Origin of the sequence: Paraburkholderia phenoliruptrix (assembly GCF_019511605.1) — a bacterium.
In the GTDB taxonomy this organism is placed as follows: domain Bacteria; phylum Pseudomonadota; class Gammaproteobacteria; order Burkholderiales; family Burkholderiaceae; genus Paraburkholderia; species Paraburkholderia phenoliruptrix_A.
In genome coordinates this window covers 103,059-119,277 of the sequence record NZ_JAEUAV010000005.1, presented here as the reverse complement: position 1 = coordinate 119,277, position 16,219 = coordinate 103,059, and the positions used below count along the sequence as shown (strand labels likewise).

Here is a 16,219-nt window from a genome sequence, read left to right as displayed (position 1 = left end):
TCTAGAAGTCGCTCAAAAATCGAGCCGGTCACACGGGATTGCGCAAGCGTCGGACGAAGCTCGCCGATCCGTGTTTCCGATGTTTCGGAAACGGGTTGACAAGCCGCTTTCAGCGCGGCGAACCCGTGCGAAGGAGTGGCTTCACAGCAGGCCACACGTTGTCCAGTAGCACTGCCTGTGCCTGCTGCGCCGGATGAATCTGATCCGCCTGGAACATGTCAGGCTTGTCGGCAATGCCGGCGAGCAGAAACGGCACGAGCGGCACACGCAGTTCCTTTGCAAGCTGGCCATACATGCCGTGGAACTTTTGCGTGTACTCGGGGCCGTAGTTAGGCGGCACGTACATGCCAACCAGCACCACCTTCGCGTGACCTTGCTGCGCCTGTTCGATGATCGTGCGCAGGTTGTCCTCCGTGGTGGAGAGCGGCACGCCGCGCAACGCGTCGTTCCCACCCAGTTCGACAATCACAATGCTCGGCTTCAGCCGTTGCATGAGCGCAGGCAAGCGGGCTCGTCCGCCGCTCGTCGTGTCGCCGCTGATGCTGGCATTGGCAACGCTATAATCGATTCGCTCTTGCGCAAGGCGCTGGCGCAGTAACGCAACCCAGCCCGTGTCGCGCGGCAAGCCGTACTCGGCGGAGATACTGTCGCCCAATACGACGATCACGGGTTTGGCCGCATCCGGCGTGTTGGCGGCTTGCGCGGTGAAACTCGCCGCAAAAAGCGCCGCGGCCAGCATGGCCGATATAACCGATAGAGCCGGGCGCATGAAGCCCATTGCGATAGCGGTCGCCGGGTTCGTTGTCCGAATGAATGCCTTGGCGCGATGCTTGATGGCGCGCACTTTCAACCTACGCTTCACCATGCTAAACAGAACTGATCCAGTCATTGAAGTGCGGGGTTTGTGCAAGAAGGTTAAGGATGCAACCGGCGAACTGACCATCCTGGACAACATCGACCTGGCTATAGAAGCCGGCAGCAGTGTCGCGATAGTGGGCGCGTCCGGGTCGGGCAAGTCTACGCTGCTTGGCCTGCTCGCGGGGTTGGACAGCGCAAGCTCCGGCTCCGTTCGTCTGCTCGGCCGCGAGCTCACCACCTTGAACGAAGACCAGCGTGCGGCGTTGCGCAGCGGCTCGGTCGGCTTTGTGTTCCAGTCGTTCCAGTTGATGCCGCATTTGACGGCGCTCGAGAACGTTACGTTGCCGCTCGAACTGCAAGGCGGCATCGGCACACGGGAAGCCGCAGCGCGCGCACGCCGGCTGCTCGAGCAGGTTGGACTCGGGCAGCGCACCAGTCATTATCCGAAGCTGCTGTCGGGCGGCGAGCAGCAACGCGTTGCGCTTGCGCGCGCCTTCGTGACTCACCCGGCGATACTCTTTGCCGACGAACCCACCGGCAGTCTTGACGCTGCCACGGGCCACGCGGTGATCGACCTGATGTTCGAGATGAACCGCGCGAACGGCGCGACGCTGATTCTCGTCACGCACGACGTCGAACTGGCGCGCCGCTGCGACACCACGGTGACGATCGAGGCGGGACGTCTCGCCTGAACGACGCTGACGCGTGGGGGAGACGGCGCTGATCGGCATGGTTGGCATGGTCGGCGAGCGCTGCGGCGCAGCATACGCGCCGGGGCAGCGTCAGCGTGCACTGCCGGCACACCAGGCGAAAAAGCAGTCAGGCGACGAATGCCAGGCTCACCAACGCACAGCCCCTCAACGCACAGCCCCCAACCCACAGGCCACACGTGCAACCGCGCACAATGAATTGACGCGGCCTCTTTCTAAATCATGGGCTTGCCGACGATTCGATCGCACGCCAGATCCCCGAGAAACCTACAAGAAACTGTCGCCGCTACGACTTGCTCCGGCGCCTGACGACGGAGATTTCCGGCCCCCGTCGGGCCGGCTCGCAGGTTTCATTGCCATTTCATCAATTAACCGTTACCTTTCGCCGAACAGTTCGCGCAAGGCCCCAATGAGCTGATGTCGATCGACGGAAGGGAGTCGGAGACGGACCAGCAACACCCCGCATTTCTGTGTTTGCAATCTGCCTCTGTGTGAGTCCTCGACGGCGAATACCCCCTATCCTGGAGGGGGGCAATGCGTGAACTCATGGCTTAAAGTGGTGAGGCGGGTCGTTCGCAGCGCGGTGTCGCCCGTTGCCAAAACTGCGCATGTTCCTCATCGCAACGCGCTCCGCCGCGGGCATTCAAGCCGGGAGTCGCCATATAAATGCAACGATTGAACAAGCCGAGGAGGCGCATGAAACTCTTTTGTCGATTCATGTTCGCGAGCGCGACTGCTGCGACAATTCTCGCCGCTTGTCCGGCAGCGGCCCAGCAACAGGCTGCGGGTGTCGTAGCCGTAGACCGGGCAGGTGAGCCGAGCGCCTCGGCTCACCTGAGCGACGAAGAAATAAGCCAGGCGTATATCTACCTTCTTGGCCGGCTGTTAGTGACACGTCAACAGCAACTGGATTTCCAGGAGGGATTTAAATGGAATCAACTGGTTCATCGTAAGCCCGGCGCTGTGGACTGGCCGAATCCGAATCTCGACGTTGCGTACTCCGAGTCCTGGCTTGCGGTAGACGAGAACAGCTGCACGATTGTCAGTGTGCCGCAAATCAATGGGCGCTATTACACGGTCCAGATATTGAGCGGGTGGGGAGAGACACTCGCCAACATCAACGAACGCGTGTTCCCGCAAAAGGCGTCCGGCGACTTTGCCGTCTGTCTGAAAGGGGCGAAGGTCACTCTGCCTGCCGGTGCCATGCGGATCGATTTGCCCGTCAAGTACGCACGGCTGTTAACACGCGTTGCGCTGGGTGCCGATCCGGACGCGGCGGTGGCGCTACAGCATCAGTTCAAGCTGACAGTCACTGGAACGCCCGGGCTGCCGTCCGTTCCCAGGACGCCTATCTTCGGGCTCGAAGCGTTTCCAGGAGTCGAGGCATTCGACGCAGCCAACCTCGCACTCGACAGTGATCCGGACCGGAACGCGGGCCTCGAGCCCATGCAGGCGTTGGCCCGCCGCGTAGCAGCCGAAGCGAAAATCCCCGCGCAGCGCGAACGCATCGACAAAGTCATACGCACGAAGGCGTTCCGCGACCTTGGGGAGGCGGGCAAGCTGATCGGACATGGAACGGTGCAGGACGGCTGGGCTCGGCCGGGCGTAGTGGGCGAGTACGGTATCGACTATCTCACGCGCACTCTGGTCAATTACCGGGGCATCTGGGCCAATATCAAGCCGGAGGTACTCTATTATCGGGGTGCCGCCGACTCGACCGGCGCCGAACTCAACGGCGACAATGTGTACACCTTGACGTTTCCCAAAGACGCGTTGCCTGCACGCTTTGCGAAATATTTCTGGTCGGTCATTGCGGTGGACAGCACGCGTTTCCGGGTGTTGCCCAACCCGCTGAAAAAGTACTTGATCAACGAACAGTCGGGCCTGACCTACGGGCCGGACGGATCTCTAACGCTCTATTTCGCTGCCGAGAAGCCCGCAAACGCGCCGGAGGGAAATTGGCTGCCGACACCGCGAGGCGCCAAATACCGGTTGACCTTCCGCTACTATGGCCCACTTGAGGGAGTGGCAAACGGCACCTACTACCCGCCGGCGCTGATGAAGGTGCAGTAGACGGGGCGCCAGTGCGGGATTGTCCGCCGATACCGTCGATGGATTGGCGGCGCCCAAGCGTGTCCTGGAGACGAGCCCTGGAGACAAGCTCTCTCCAAGGTCCGGAGCGCTGCTAGAGGAGGTCGCACCTACGTGCCTGGTTTGTGCGACCGCTCCGGTCCCTAAGCGCCCGACCGAACCTGGCAGCCGTTGCAACAGCTACGCGTATCAACCCGGGCCGTCGCTTGCAGCGGCCAGCAGCGGCACGACCAGGTCGCTTATCGGCGTAGGAATACCGTGAGCCCGGCCGCATCGCTGTACAACGCCGTTGCGACAGTCCCATTCGAGCGGGCGGCCCGCCTGTCGGTCCGCAAGAATCGAGGTGCCTAGGTCGGGTGGGGCCTTTAAGAGTCCATCGAGAATCTCCTGAGGCACCTCGTCGCCGAGCGCTGCACCCTCCGCGCGTGCCACTTCGAGGCATTCTCGCAAGTAGACGAGCGACAGCTCCGTGATGTCTGGTCGTGAGTACATGCCGGCCCGGCGACCCGCGAGTACCATGAGCCCCGCCACGGCGTTTTGTAGCAGTTTTCTCCACGCGACGGTCGTGAAATCGGCCTGCACGTCCACTGAACATCGTGTGTGGCGCAGAGCTGCAAGTACAACGCCAGTCTCGGGCGCATCGGGCAAGGTCAGCCGCGGCTGGGCCCGTAGCCACACTGAGGCGTCGCTCTCGCGTTCAGCGGGAAACCATACTACCGAGGGCAGCACCGGGTTGCCGGACAAATAGCGTGCGACTAGCTTCTTTTGTTCGACGCCATTTTGCAGCACGCAAACCACCGTCGACTCGTCGCACAATGCCGACAGCCAAGGTGCCGCGGCATCCAACTGCGTCGCCTTGACTGCGACAAAAACAAGGTCAACAGCGCCTTTGATTGCGGCCGGATCGGTCAGCACAGGTCCGGGTACGGCAATCTGACCGCCATCGAAACGAAGCTCGAGGCCGGCATGCGCGGAACGGCCGCAAATGATCGGTGTGCGGCCGACCTCGTGAAGCGCCGCCGCTACCGTCGTGCCGATCGCGCCGGGGCCGATCAGCGCCACCGTCGGATTCTCAGGGTTCTTCATTATCGCGTTCTCCAGTAGGTGTTCGCCGATGCGGCTGCCGTATGCCATTGCCCGTTGCCAATCTCACATCACGACGCCGGAGGCTCGCACCAGTCCACGTCATACGCGAACGAGGACTGAGGCGCTAATGGCAAATTGGCTAGCGAAATGATCGAGCTCGGAATTCTGGCATCGTCAAGCAGGAGTCACAATCGACGGAAAATTGCTTGAAACGAGAGAAAAAGTCACCTCGCTTCTACGAAGTAGAACGCGAGCAAACACGCCTCGAACTTGCCGCGCTTGAATGGCTTGCACCACTTGTCCGCGCGCTCCTGCGCGTTGGGTTCTACGGCCGCGACGAACGAGTACGCGTCGCTCCATGAAATGCCTTTCCTGACGACAGGCGCGCCGCCAAAAAAAAGCGGGCCGCGACGGGCCCGCTCTTACCATCGGACTGCAAGACGCGCATGTACAACGCCGGCAGAACGCTTGCACAGCACCGACACCTGCGCCGGCACCTGAGCCGGCACCTGAGCCGGCGCCGGCCGTCAGCGCTTCAACGCTGCGCGTGCGCGCGCGATCAACGCCGACGTCGAGGAGTCGTGCTTCTTTTCGTCCACGCTCGCCGCCGTGAGATCCGCTTCAACCACCTTGCCGAGAATCTTGCCGAGCTCGACTCCCCATTGATCGAACGGATTAATGTTCCATACCGACGCCTGCACCAGCACCTTGTGCTCGTACAACGCGATCAACGCGCCGAGCGAACGCGCGGTGAGTGCCTCGAGAATCAGGGTGGTGGTGGGACGGTTGCCCGGAAACACCAGGTGCGGCGCGAGCTCCGGCTTGTCCGGACCGGCGACTTTTTTCGCTTCTTCGAGCGTGCGGCCCAACATGAGCGCTTCGCTTTGCGCGAAGCAGTTGGCGAGCAGCTTCGCGTGATGGCTGACGAGCGGATGCTCGGGCGTCAGCACGGCGATGAAGTCGATCGGCACGATAGTCGGACCTTGATGAAGCATCTGGAAGAACGCATGCTGCCCGTTCGTGCCCGGCTCGCCCCATGTCACCGCTGAGGTCGGATAATCGACCATTGCGCCGTCAAGCCGCGCCGACTTGCCGTTGCTCTCCATCTCCAGTTGTTGCAGATAGGACGGCAGGAAATGCAGCGCTTCGGAATAGGGCGCCGCCAGGTAGCTTTGCGAGCCGAAGAAGTTGCGATACCAGATACCGATCATGCCGAGCAGCACCGGCAGATTCTTTTCGAGCGGCGCGCTGCGGAAATGCTCGTCCATTTCGTTGGCGCCCGCTAGCAGTTCGCCGAACTGCTGCGGCCCGACCGCGATCATGATCGACAGACCGACGGCCGACCACAACGAATAGCGGCCGCCCACCCAGTCCCACATTTCGAACACATTTTCTTTCGCGATGCCGAACTTCACGACTTCGGCTGGATTCGCCGACACGCCGACGAAGTGCTTCGCGAGTGCATTTTCCGGACAGCCTTTTTCGACGAACCAGTCGCGCAGCGAGCGCGCGTTGGTCATGGTTTCGAGCGTCGTAAAAGTCTTGGACACGATGATCGCGAGCGTCTCTTCGGGATCGATCTGCTGCATCACGTTGTAGAGGTCCGCACCGTCCACGTTCGACACGAAGTGCGTGGCAATCTCAGGCGTGGCGAGATGATGCAGCGCATGCACGACCATCTTCGGCCCGAGGTCCGAGCCGCCGATGCCGATGTTCACGACATGGCGAATGCGCTTGCCGGTGTAGCCGGTCCACGCGCCGCTGCGCACCTGCTCGGCGAAAGCAGCCATCTTCGCGCGCTCGGCCTGCACCTGCGCGTGAAACGGCGCATTCGGGTTGCTCGCGCGCAGCGCGGTATGCAATGCCGCGCGGCCTTCGGTGGGATTGACGACTTCGCCTGCGAACATGGCGTCGCGGCGCTTCTCGACGCCGGCTTCGCGCGCGAGCTGCACGAGCAGTTTGAGGGTTTCGTCGGTGATGCGATTCTTCGAGAAATCTGCTGCGAGACCGCCGCCCGCGAACGCAAAGCGTTCAGCGCGCGTCGGCGCGGGATCGTTCCCGGGGGCGAACCAGTCGCGCAGATGCGCGTCGCGAATCTGTTCGTAATGCGTTTGCAACGAGGACCAGGAGGTGAGCGAGTTCTGGGTCATAGCGTCCGTCTAACCAAGGGGCACGAAGAAAGGCGCGCGCAAAGCGCCGCCAAGGATGATGCAACGATGCTGTTAGAGCGAGGCCGTACAGCCGCGTTCGCCGCAAAGTCTCCGACGCCGCGGGACTCAAGGCGCTGCGCCTGTGCCGCGCTGCGTCGAATGCCTCGCGATTCATAACGATTCACTGCGATTCGCGATCATTCACGGCGATTGCGCACGCTTCGCGCGCGATTCGATGCCACGCGCGGCGCGCACAGTGGCCGACACTCGTTGCCGCAATCACATAGAGGGGCAACAAAGGGGCGACAAAGGGGCAACAACGCGACAAAAAAACCGACAACAACGCGGCAACAAAACGCCCACGCGGCGCCAGCACGTCTGCACGGCAGGTCATGCAGTCCCTCAGTATAGCGGCGTTGCGCGACGGGCGGCAGCGCTTTAGCCAGGCGGTATAAGACGCGCCGCGGCTAGCCGAGCCACGACGCATGTCATCGCGCGATTACGCTTGCGCCGCCGGATAGAACATGCGGTTTAACAACGTCCGCACCATCGGCGCGAGCTCGCCTGCCGTCAGTCCGGCGGGGCCGTGGCCCTGCGCGCTCAGCGTGTCGGCGGCGAGTCCGTGCAGGTAGACGCCCGCGAGCGCCGCCTCGTAGCCCGGCAGCCGCTGCGCCAGCAGCGCGCCGATGATGCCGCCGAGCACGTCGCCGGTGCCGCCCGTCGCGAGCGCGGCATTGCCGGTCGGATTGATCGTCAGACGGCCGTCGGCGGCAGCGACCACCGTGCCCGAGCCTTTCAGCACCACCACGCTAGCAAAGCGCGCGGCGAGCGCGCGTGCCGTGCTCAGGCGGTCGCGCTGCACGCCCGCAGCGTCGGTCCCCAGCAGGCGCGCGGCTTCGAGCGGATGAGGGGTGAGCACGCAAGGATCGCCTGCCGTGCCGCGTGCGGTGACGGCCGCGGCCAGCGCCGCGTCTTTGGAAATCAGGTTGAGCGCGTCGGCGTCGAGCAGTTTCGGCACGTCCAGTTGCAGCACGTCATGCAACACGCGTGCGGCGCGCTCGCCGTGGCCCATGCCGCATCCCACGGCGAGCGCGTCCATCTTGTCAAGCGGCAGAGCGTCGACGCCATGCAGCATCAACTCGGGATGCGGCGGATCGTAGGGAGGGCCGCCCGCGCCGAGCAGCGCGACGTGAACCTTGCCCGCACCGCTGAACAACGCGGCGCGTGCGGCCAGAATCGGCGCGCCACACATGCCGGTGTCGCCGCCCACCACGGCGAGACTGCCGAAGGTGCCCTTGTTGGTCGCGAAATCGCGCGGCGGCAGAAAGCCGGCGAACAGTTCCGCCGCGTTCAGCCGGATCGAGTCGCGCGCCGTGCTGTCCACGCCGATCGGCGCGACCGTCACCGCGCCGGCGAGATCGCGGCCCTGCGCGGTGAAGAGGCCAGGCTTTCCGGCGATGAAGGTGATGGTGTGCGTCGCGCGCACCACGGCGTCGCCGGTGCCGACGGCACCGACTATCGCGCCGGTATCACTGTCGAGGCCGCTTGGAACATCGAGCGCGAGCACGCCGCCGCTACGCGCGCGTGTCCTCGCGCGCTGCGAGAGTCGTCGCGCGAGGTCCGCGAACGCGCCTTCGAGCGCACGCGTGAGGCCGATGCCGAACATGCCGTCGACCAGCCACGTGTAGCCGTCGAGCGAAGCGGGCGGCGCCTGGGTGATCGCCACGCCGGCTGCGCGCGCCGTCTCGAGTGCCCAGCGGGCGTCATCCGGTTTCACTTCGACGGGCATACACACATCGACGGCAATGCCTGCCTTGTGTAGTTCGGCCGCGAGAATCAGCGCGTCGCCGCCGTTGTTGCCCGGGCCGGCGCACAGCCAGACGCGCTGCCGCGACTTTTCCGTCGACGTGTCGCGCGCGATCTGGTCGAACAGGAAGCTTGCGGCAGCCTTGCCGGCGCGGTCCATCAGCGTGTGTGCCGGCAGGGTCGCGGCGGCCTGGGCCTCGGCGATTCGCAGATCGGCGAGCGTCAGAAGCGGCAGCGCGCGGTTTTCGGGGCGGATGAGCGTCGGGGGCGTGAGGTCGGCAGCGGTCATGGCAGAGCAGGGCGAGCGCCTGCATGTCAGGCGCGAGAGCTTCTGGAACCGCTATGGTAGTGCCGATGGACGTGTCGTGCGTTGATCGAAGACGAGGCGCGGTGTAAGGCGATGCCACCGCCCCTAAAACCGCTCCGCCCGCAATCCGGCCAGCGTGGCCTCGGGCAAGTCCGGCGTCTTGCCGCCGACCAGCTCCGCCACCAGCTTGCCCGCTCCGCAGGCCAGCCCCCAGCCAGCGGGCCCATGGCCGACATTCACAAAAAGCCGCGGATGCAGCGCGTTGCCGATCACCGGCAGGCCATCCGGCGACAGCAACCTCGTGCCTTCCCACGGCAAGGCCGCCGAAATCCTCGCGGCTCCCGGAATCCAGTCGTGCGTCGCCTGGCCGAGCAGCGCGAGCGCTTCCTCGGTCACCGCCTCGGCAAGCGGCTTGTCGAGCTGGTTGGCGGCCTGCAGGACAGCGCCGCCGGCAATGCGCAAGCGGTGATTCATCCGGCTGATGGTGATGCGCTTGACCGCGTCGACAATCGCCACATGCGGCGCGCACTCTTCATGCGCGATGGGCGCGACAAGCGTATGCAGTCGCAGCGGATACAGCGGCAGCCGCAAACCGAGTCGTTCGAGCAGCGCGAGACTGCCCTGGCCGGCAGCGACCACAATGGCGTCCGCATGAATCACGTCGACTTCGCGCGAACGGCTCGACACGCCCGGCCGCGCCGCCAGCTCCACCGCCGCGCGCTGGCTGTCGAGGCGAATCGCCGAGACCTCGCAGCCGAGCATGAACTGCACGCCGCCCTGGTTGTCCAGTGTCTGCTTGATCAGTTTGGCAAACAGCGGGCAATTGGCGGTGCGTTCGTGATCGAACAGCACGCCGCCCGCGAACTCCGGCTCGGTGCGCACCGAATGCTCGTAAGCCGCGCATTCCGCCGGGCTGAGTACATGGTGCGGCACCTCGTGGCGCGCGAGCAGGCCGAGCGCCGGCTGAATCTGCTCCCATTCGTCACCGGAACGCACCAGATAGAGCAGGCCGCTCGCCTGTTCGAACTCGTAGCCAAAGCGGGCTTCCATGTCCGCCATCGCCTCGCGCGAGGACTCGATCAATGGCCGCAACAGCCCGTATTGGCGGCTGAATGACTCCGGTTCCTGCAGCGCGGCCAGCTTCTTGACGAACTGGCGCGCCGGTCCGCTGAAACCGGGTTTGCTGATGACGCCGTTTTTCGCGTGATGGCGGCTTGCCATGAAAGTCGGGCCGAACCAGACGTCGAGCGGCGTCGGCAGGACCGTGCCGCCGTGCCCATAGGTTGCGCCCTGCGCAACCGTGGCATGGCGTTCGACGACGCATACGCGGTGGCCGGCCGCGCGAAGCTGATAAGCGGTGGCGACGCCGGCAATCCCGCCGCCAATGACAATGACATCCATTCTTCTGATTCGATTTGCCGGGCGAGGCGCCAGGGCGTGACATGCGGCGCGGCCGGGCCTCGCGCGCCGCGGCGGGTTCCGGAAAACGCTTTCCGGGCACGGCTCGCGACACGAGGCCGGCAGCAAGGACACGCCTTGCTCGCACCGATCTGATGAAAGGCCGAATGATAGCAGTCAACGACGGCCCGCGGTCACGCCCGCATTGCGGCAAGCGACGGTATGCGGCGCTTCGCCGGATGCGGGCGGGGCCACGGCGGGGGCGGCTGGAACAGCGTTCCCGGGGTATAATCCCGGACTTCCTTCCCGCCTCATGTCGCCATCGCGCGCGGCTCTTCGGCATCAATCATCGGCATCATTAGCGACGCAACGTCAAGTCCATGGCCCACTTCTCGTGTTTCCCCGGCGCTTCGGCCCTTTCCGATTTCCGTCAAACCCGCCTGCTCGAAACGCTAACGCGCATCGACCCGAACATCACGGGCGTGCGCGGGCAATATCTGCACTTCGTCAACGCGCAGACCCCGCTTTCCGCTGAGGACAACGCGAAGATCGAGGCGCTTATGCACTACGGCCAGCCGCTCGAAGAAACCAGCGAGCGCGGCTCGGCCGAAACGTTTCTGGTCGTGCCGCGCTTCGGCACGGTGTCGCCGTGGGCGAGCAAGGCAACGGACATTGCGCATCTGTGCGGGCTCACGCAGGTGCGCCGCATCGAACGCGGCGTGGAGTACACGGTCACGCTGAAAAGCGGCCTGCTGGGCGGCAAGAAAGCGCTTTCGGACGAAACGCGCGAAGCCGTGGCCGCCGCGTTGCACGACCGCATGACCGAGAGCGTCGCGCCGTCGCGCGATCATGCACTGCATCTGTTCGACGAACTGCCCGCCAAGCCGCTGCAAACAGTCGACGTACTGGGTCGCGGCCGCGGCGCGCTCGAAACCGCGAATGCCGAACTGGGCCTCGCGCTTGCCGAAGACGAGATCGATTATCTCGTCGACGCGTTCACGAAGCTCGGCCGCAATCCGACCGATGTCGAGCTGATGATGTTCGCGCAGGCTAACAGCGAGCACTGCCGTCACAAGATTTTCAACGCGGAATGGACGATCGACGGCGAGAAGCAGGACATCTCGCTCTTTAACATGATCCGCAATACCGAGAAGCTCAATCCGCAAGGTACCATCGTCGCCTATTCGGACAACTCGGCGATCATGGCAGGCGGCATGGCCGAGCGCTGGTTCCCGCGCACGCCCGAGCAACTGGGCAAGAACGAACTGCCCGAGCACTATCGCCGCAGCGTCGAGCTCACGCACACGCTGATGAAGGTGGAAACGCACAACCATCCGACCGCGATCTCGCCGTTCCCTGGCGCTGCGACCGGCGCGGGCGGCGAAATCCGCGACGAGGGCGCGACTGGCCGCGGCGCGCGTCCGAAGGCGGGCCTCACGGGCTTCACCGTGTCGAATCTGGAATTGCCGGACGGCGTCGAGGCATGGGAGAACGCGCGCGACGTCGCCGAGCCGCTCGCGCATCGCAACCCGAACCACACGCATCAAGCGTATGGCCGCCCCGACCGCATTGCTTCGCCGTTGCAGATCATGATCGACGGCCCGCTCGGCGGCGCCGCGTTCAACAACGAATTCGGCCGGCCGAATCTGGGCGGCTATTTCCGCGTGTACGAGCAGAACGTGGCCGGCGTGGTGCGCGGCTATCACAAGCCGATCATGATCGCGGGCGGCATCGGCAATATTTCGGACCAGCACACGCACAAGCACGACTTGCCGGAAGGGTCGCTGCTGATCCAGATCGGCGGTCCGGGCATGCGCATCGGCATGGGCGGCGGCGCGGCCAGCTCGATGGCGACCGGCACAAACACTGCCGAACTCGACTTCGACTCGGTGCAGCGCGGCAACCCGGAAATCGAGCGGCGCGCGCAAGAAGTCATCAACGCGTGCTGGCAGCTCGGCGAAAAGAACCCGATTCTGAGCATTCACGACGTGGGTGCGGGCGGCCTGTCGAACGCGTTCCCGGAAGTCGTCGACGGTGCGGGCAAGGGCGCGCTCTTCGATCTGCGCAAGATCCAGCTCGAGGAAAGCGGCCTCTCGCCGCGCGAAATCTGGTCGAACGAAGCGCAGGAGCGCTACGTGCTCGCCATTGCGCCGGCTGATCTGCCGGGCTTCGCGGCCATGTGCGAGCGCGAGCGCTGCCCGTTTGCGGTGATCGGCACGGCCACCGCCGAGCGTCAACTGAAGCTGATCGATCCTGAACTGAAGGACGACAACGCTCATCAGCCGGTGGACATGCCGATGGAAGTGCTGCTCGGCAAGGCGCCGCGCATGCATCGCGACGTCACGCGCGTGGAGCCGAAGTTGCAGCCCGTGGACGTGACCGGCATCGCGCTCTCTGAAGTGGCGGTGAGCGTGCTGCGCCATCCTACGGTCGCGAGCAAGTCGTTTCTGATCACCATCGGCGACCGCTCGGTGGGCGGCACGACCGCGCGCGACCAGATGGTCGGCCCGTGGCAGGTGCCGGTGGCGGACGTCGCCATTACGACCATGGACTACGCCGGCTTTCGCGGCGAAGCCATGACCATGGCCGAGCGCACGCCGCTCGCCGTAATCGACGCGCCGGCCTCGGGCCGCATGGCAGTCGGCGAGGCGGTCACGAATATCGCGGCCGCGCCGATCGCGTCGCTCGACAAGCTCAAGCTGTCGGCCAACTGGATGGCGGCTTGCGGCGCGCCGGGCGAGGACGCAGCGCTCTACGACACGGTCAAGGCAATCGGCATGGAACTGTGCCCGGCGCTCGGCATCAGCATTCCTGTGGGCAAAGACTCGCTGTCCATGCGCACCAAGTGGGAAGAGCGCGGCGTCGCGAAGGAAGTCGTCGCGCCGGTGTCGCTGATCATCTCGGCGTTTGCGCCGGTCGAAGACGTGCGTCGTCACCTTACGCCGCAACTGCGCCGCACCAGCGGGGCCGACGGTGTCGGCGACTCGGTGCTGATCGCAATCGATCTGGGCCGCGGCAAGCATCGTCTGGGCGGCAGCATCCTCGCACAGGTCACGCAACAGATCGGCGACACCGTGCCGGACGTCGACGTTCCGGAAGACCTGAAGCGTTTCTTCAACGCGATCCAATCGCTGAATGCAGACGGCAAGCTGCTCGCGTACCACGACCGCTCCGACGGCGGCCTGTGGGCAACGGTGTGCGAAATGGCGTTCGCGGGTCACGTGGGCGTGTCGCTGAATGTGGACATGCTGGTGCTCGATCCGCATCACGAGTCAGACTACGGCGACGCCAAAGACTGGGCGAAGCAGACGAGCGGTCGCCGTGAAGACCGCACGATCCGCGCGCTCTTCACCGAAGAGCTCGGCGCCGTGGTCCAGGTGCGCGCGGCCGATCGCGACGCGGTGCTCGGTGTGCTGCGCGAGCACGGCCTGTCGGCTTGCTCGCACGTAATCGGCAAGATCAATGAGCGCGACGTGATCGAAATTTATCGCGACGCCAAGAAGGTGTATGAAGCGCCGCGCGTCGAACTGCATCGCGCGTGGAGCGAGGTGAGCTGGCGCATTTCGCGCCTGCGCGACAACCCCGCCTGCGCCGACGCGGAATACGACACGCTGCTCGACGCGGCTGATCCGGGCATCACGCCGGTCCTGACGTTCGATCCGGCCGAAGACGTCGCCGCGCCCTACATCGGCAAGAGCGCGCGTCCCCGTGTGGCGGTTCTGCGAGAGCAGGGCGTGAACTCGCACCTGGAAACGGCGTATGCGTTCGACCGTGCGGGCTTCGACGCGCACGACGTGCACATGAGCGACCTGCTCGCGGGGCGCGCCAATCTCGCGGACTTCGCGGGCGCGGTGGCGTGCGGCGGCTTCTCGTACGGCGACACGCTCGGCGCGGGCGAAGGCTGGGCGAAGGCAATTCGCTTTAACGCTCAGCTCGCCGACATGTTCGCGGCGTTCTTCGGCCGCAACGACACCTTTGCGCTGGGCATCTGCAACGGCTGTCAGATGATGAGCAGCCTTGCGTCGATGATTCCGGGCGCTGAAGCGTGGCCGAAGTTCACGCGCAACAAGTCCGAGAAATTCGAAGCGCGTTTCTCGCTGGTGCAGGTCGAGGCGTCGCCGTCCATTTTCTTTGCCGGCATGGAAGGCTCGCGCATTCCGGTCGCGGTCGCGCACGGCGAAGGTTATGCGGACTTCTCGCAGCAAGGCGATGCGTCGAAGGTGGCGGTGGCCATGCGTTATGTCGATCACCGCGGCCAGGCAACCGAGCAGTATCCGTTCAACCCGAACGGTTCGCCGGAGGGCATTACGTCCGTCACCACGGCCGATGGCCGCTTCACGGTGCTGATGCCGCACACTGAGCGCGTGCACCGCGCGGTGCAGATGAGCTGGCATCCGCAAGGCTGGGGCGAGGGTGCGACCGACGCAAGTCCGTGGTTGCGCGTGTTCCAGAACGCGCGTCGCTGGTTGGGTTGACAGGCGGGCGGGGCAGGCTGCTGCGCGATGCAGCGGCCTCCTGTTTATCCGCCGATGCGCGGCTGCGTTGCGGGCAAAGCTTGCACAACCCGCGACGCCCGCGACACGCTAAGCCTTGCGTCGAACCAAAACCCGCATCAAACACAAAGCCCGCATCAAACACAAAGCCCGCATCAAACAAAAAACCGCCCTCGGGCGGCTTTTCTCATTGCTCTGACGCAGCAAACAGACCGGCTTACTGGATCTTTGCGTTCTTGCGCAGACCTTCCTCGAACGCTTGCAGTTTTTCCTGCTGGATCTGCTGCACGATCTGCGCGCGCACCTGTTCGAGCGGCGGCGGCGTGATGTTGCGCACGTCGTCGACACGAATGATGTGCCAGCCGAATTGCGTGTGCACCGGCTCGTCGCTCATCTGGCCTTTCTGCAGATGGGTGGCCGCGTTGGCGAACTCGGGCACATAGGCTTTCGGATCCGACCAGTCGAGGTCGCCGCCGTTCTTGCCGGAGCCTGGGTCCTTCGAGAATTGCTTGGCCAGCTCTTCGAAGCTCGCGCCGCCCTTGATCTTCGCGATCAGATCTTTGGCCTGCTGCTCGTTGTCGACGAGGATGTGGTGCAGGTGATATTCCTTGCCGCCCGCGTCCTTGATCAGCGCGTTGTAGCGCGCGGTGACTTCCGCGTCGCTCGGCGTGTTCTTCTTCACGAAGTCTTCGATCAGCGCGCGCAGCACGACGGTTTGCTGAGCGACGGCGATTTGCGCCTTGATGTCCGGACGGTTCTGCAGACCGCGGCGCAGCGCTTCCTGCATCAACACCTCGCGGTTCACGAGCTCTTCACGCACCGCCATTTGCAATTGCGACGAATTCTGCTGGCCTTGATGAACCAGTTGCTCGATCAGCGCGTCGGCGCGCGCCTTGGGAATCGGCGTGCCGTTCACCACGGCGATGTTCTGTGCGAATGCAGGTGCGGCCGCAAATGCAGCCAGCAATACCCAAAGGCGGGTTTTCTTCAAGGTCATCGGAAGTTTTCCTAGCGGGACAACAAAGCGAATTCTTCGGGCGTGTAAGCCGTGATTGCAAGGGCATGAATGCCGCGCTGCATGGCATCGGCCAGCGCATCATACACCATGCGATGCCGCGCCACGCGGGGCTTGCCGGCGAACGCGGCAGCCACGATCGTGACGCTGAAATGACCGCCGGCGGCAGCGCCCGCGTGGCCGGCGTGCTGTGCGCTGTCGTCGGTGATCTGGATCGACGCGATGGGCGCGAGCGCGGCCGTGAGGCGCGCCTCGATCAGCCCGGCGCGCTCGGCGGTCGTCGCGTGCATGAACGCGTCGCTCAT

The 16,219-nt window shown here is 64.5% G+C and carries 10 protein-coding genes; 3 read left to right on the top strand and 7 right to left on the bottom strand.

What is annotated here, in order from left to right; translation table 11 throughout:
- Positions 1-109 precede the first annotated feature (109 nt).
- Positions 110-865, bottom strand: a complete 756-nt coding sequence (locus JNB89_RS09640) for an arylesterase (RefSeq protein ID WP_431026585.1) — start codon at positions 863-865, stop codon at positions 110-112.
- On the opposite strand from JNB89_RS09640, the gene JNB89_RS09635 reads away from it, so the two are divergent.
- Both JNB89_RS09635 and JNB89_RS09630 read left to right on the top strand, forming a co-directional pair.
- Positions 864-1,550, top strand: a complete 687-nt coding sequence (locus JNB89_RS09635; RefSeq protein WP_220362045.1) for an ABC transporter ATP-binding protein — start codon at positions 864-866, stop codon at positions 1,548-1,550. The genes JNB89_RS09640 and JNB89_RS09635 overlap by 2 nt on opposite strands.
- Before the next feature lie 714 nt (positions 1,551-2,264).
- Positions 2,265-3,641, top strand: a complete 1,377-nt coding sequence (locus tag JNB89_RS09630; protein WP_220362044.1) for a DUF1214 domain-containing protein — start codon at positions 2,265-2,267, stop codon at positions 3,639-3,641.
- A 207-nt stretch (positions 3,642-3,848) separates the two neighbouring features.
- On the opposite strand, the gene JNB89_RS09625 is transcribed toward JNB89_RS09630, so the two are convergent.
- The 4 genes from JNB89_RS09625 to JNB89_RS09610 form a co-directional block, all read right to left on the bottom strand.
- Entirely contained in the window at positions 3,849-4,745 is an 897-nt protein-coding gene (locus tag JNB89_RS09625; RefSeq protein ID WP_220362113.1) for an oxidoreductase, read from the bottom strand.
- Positions 4,746-5,272: 527 nt separating this feature from the next.
- Positions 5,273-6,895, bottom strand: coding sequence for a glucose-6-phosphate isomerase (pgi, locus tag JNB89_RS09620; protein ID WP_220362043.1), 1,623 nt, complete (start codon positions 6,893-6,895; stop codon positions 5,273-5,275).
- Between the two features lie 499 nt (positions 6,896-7,394).
- A complete protein-coding gene (locus tag JNB89_RS09615; protein ID WP_220362042.1) occupies positions 7,395-8,990 on the bottom strand; it encodes an NAD(P)H-hydrate dehydratase in 1,596 nt (531 codons plus the stop codon).
- Positions 8,991-9,113: 123 nt separating this feature from the next.
- Positions 9,114-10,409: an FAD-dependent oxidoreductase gene (locus JNB89_RS09610; RefSeq protein ID WP_135893619.1), complete on the bottom strand. Its 1,296-nt coding sequence runs from the start codon at positions 10,407-10,409 to the stop codon at positions 9,114-9,116.
- Between the two features lie 377 nt (positions 10,410-10,786).
- Here JNB89_RS09610 and purL point away from each other — a divergent pair, with 377 nt between their 5' ends.
- A complete protein-coding gene (gene purL / locus JNB89_RS09605) occupies positions 10,787-14,881 on the top strand; it encodes a phosphoribosylformylglycinamidine synthase (protein ID WP_220362041.1) in 4,095 nt (1,364 codons plus the stop codon).
- Between the two features lie 235 nt (positions 14,882-15,116).
- Here the strand turns inward: purL and JNB89_RS09600 are convergent, their stop codons facing one another.
- Both JNB89_RS09600 and JNB89_RS09595 read right to left on the bottom strand, forming a co-directional pair.
- Positions 15,117-15,896: a peptidylprolyl isomerase gene (locus tag JNB89_RS09600; protein ID WP_013339209.1), complete on the bottom strand. Its 780-nt coding sequence runs from the start codon at positions 15,894-15,896 to the stop codon at positions 15,117-15,119.
- An 11-nt stretch (positions 15,897-15,907) separates the two neighbouring features.
- Positions 15,908-16,219 (bottom strand): BolA family protein, encoded by a 312-nt coding sequence (locus JNB89_RS09595; protein ID WP_220362040.1) that lies wholly within the window; start codon positions 16,217-16,219, stop codon positions 15,908-15,910.

Bases quoted from the DNA above. Each gene is read 5' to 3' on its own strand.
- JNB89_RS09635 (WP_220362045.1), top strand. From the start codon at position 864: ATGCTAAACAGAACTGATCCAGTCATTGAAGTGCGGGGTTTGTGCAAG.
- JNB89_RS09640 (WP_431026585.1), bottom strand. From the start codon at position 865: ATGGTGAAGCGTAGGTTGAAAGTGCGCGCCATCAAGCATCGCGCCAAG.
- JNB89_RS09630 (WP_220362044.1), top strand. From the start codon at position 2,265: ATGAAACTCTTTTGTCGATTCATGTTCGCGAGCGCGACTGCTGCGACA.
- JNB89_RS09625 (WP_220362113.1), bottom strand. From the start codon at position 4,745: ATGAAGAACCCTGAGAATCCGACGGTGGCGCTGATCGGCCCCGGCGCG.
- pgi (WP_220362043.1), bottom strand. From the start codon at position 6,895: ATGACCCAGAACTCGCTCACCTCCTGGTCCTCGTTGCAAACGCATTAC.
- JNB89_RS09615 (WP_220362042.1), bottom strand. From the start codon at position 8,990: ATGACCGCTGCCGACCTCACGCCCCCGACGCTCATCCGCCCCGAAAAC.
- JNB89_RS09610 (WP_135893619.1), bottom strand. From the start codon at position 10,409: ATGGATGTCATTGTCATTGGCGGCGGGATTGCCGGCGTCGCCACCGCT.
- purL (WP_220362041.1), top strand. From the start codon at position 10,787: ATGGCCCACTTCTCGTGTTTCCCCGGCGCTTCGGCCCTTTCCGATTTC.
- JNB89_RS09600 (WP_013339209.1), bottom strand. From the start codon at position 15,896: ATGACCTTGAAGAAAACCCGCCTTTGGGTATTGCTGGCTGCATTTGCG.
- JNB89_RS09595 (WP_220362040.1), bottom strand. From the start codon at position 16,219: ATGAGCGACGCGTTCATGCACGCGACGACCGCCGAGCGCGCCGGGCTG.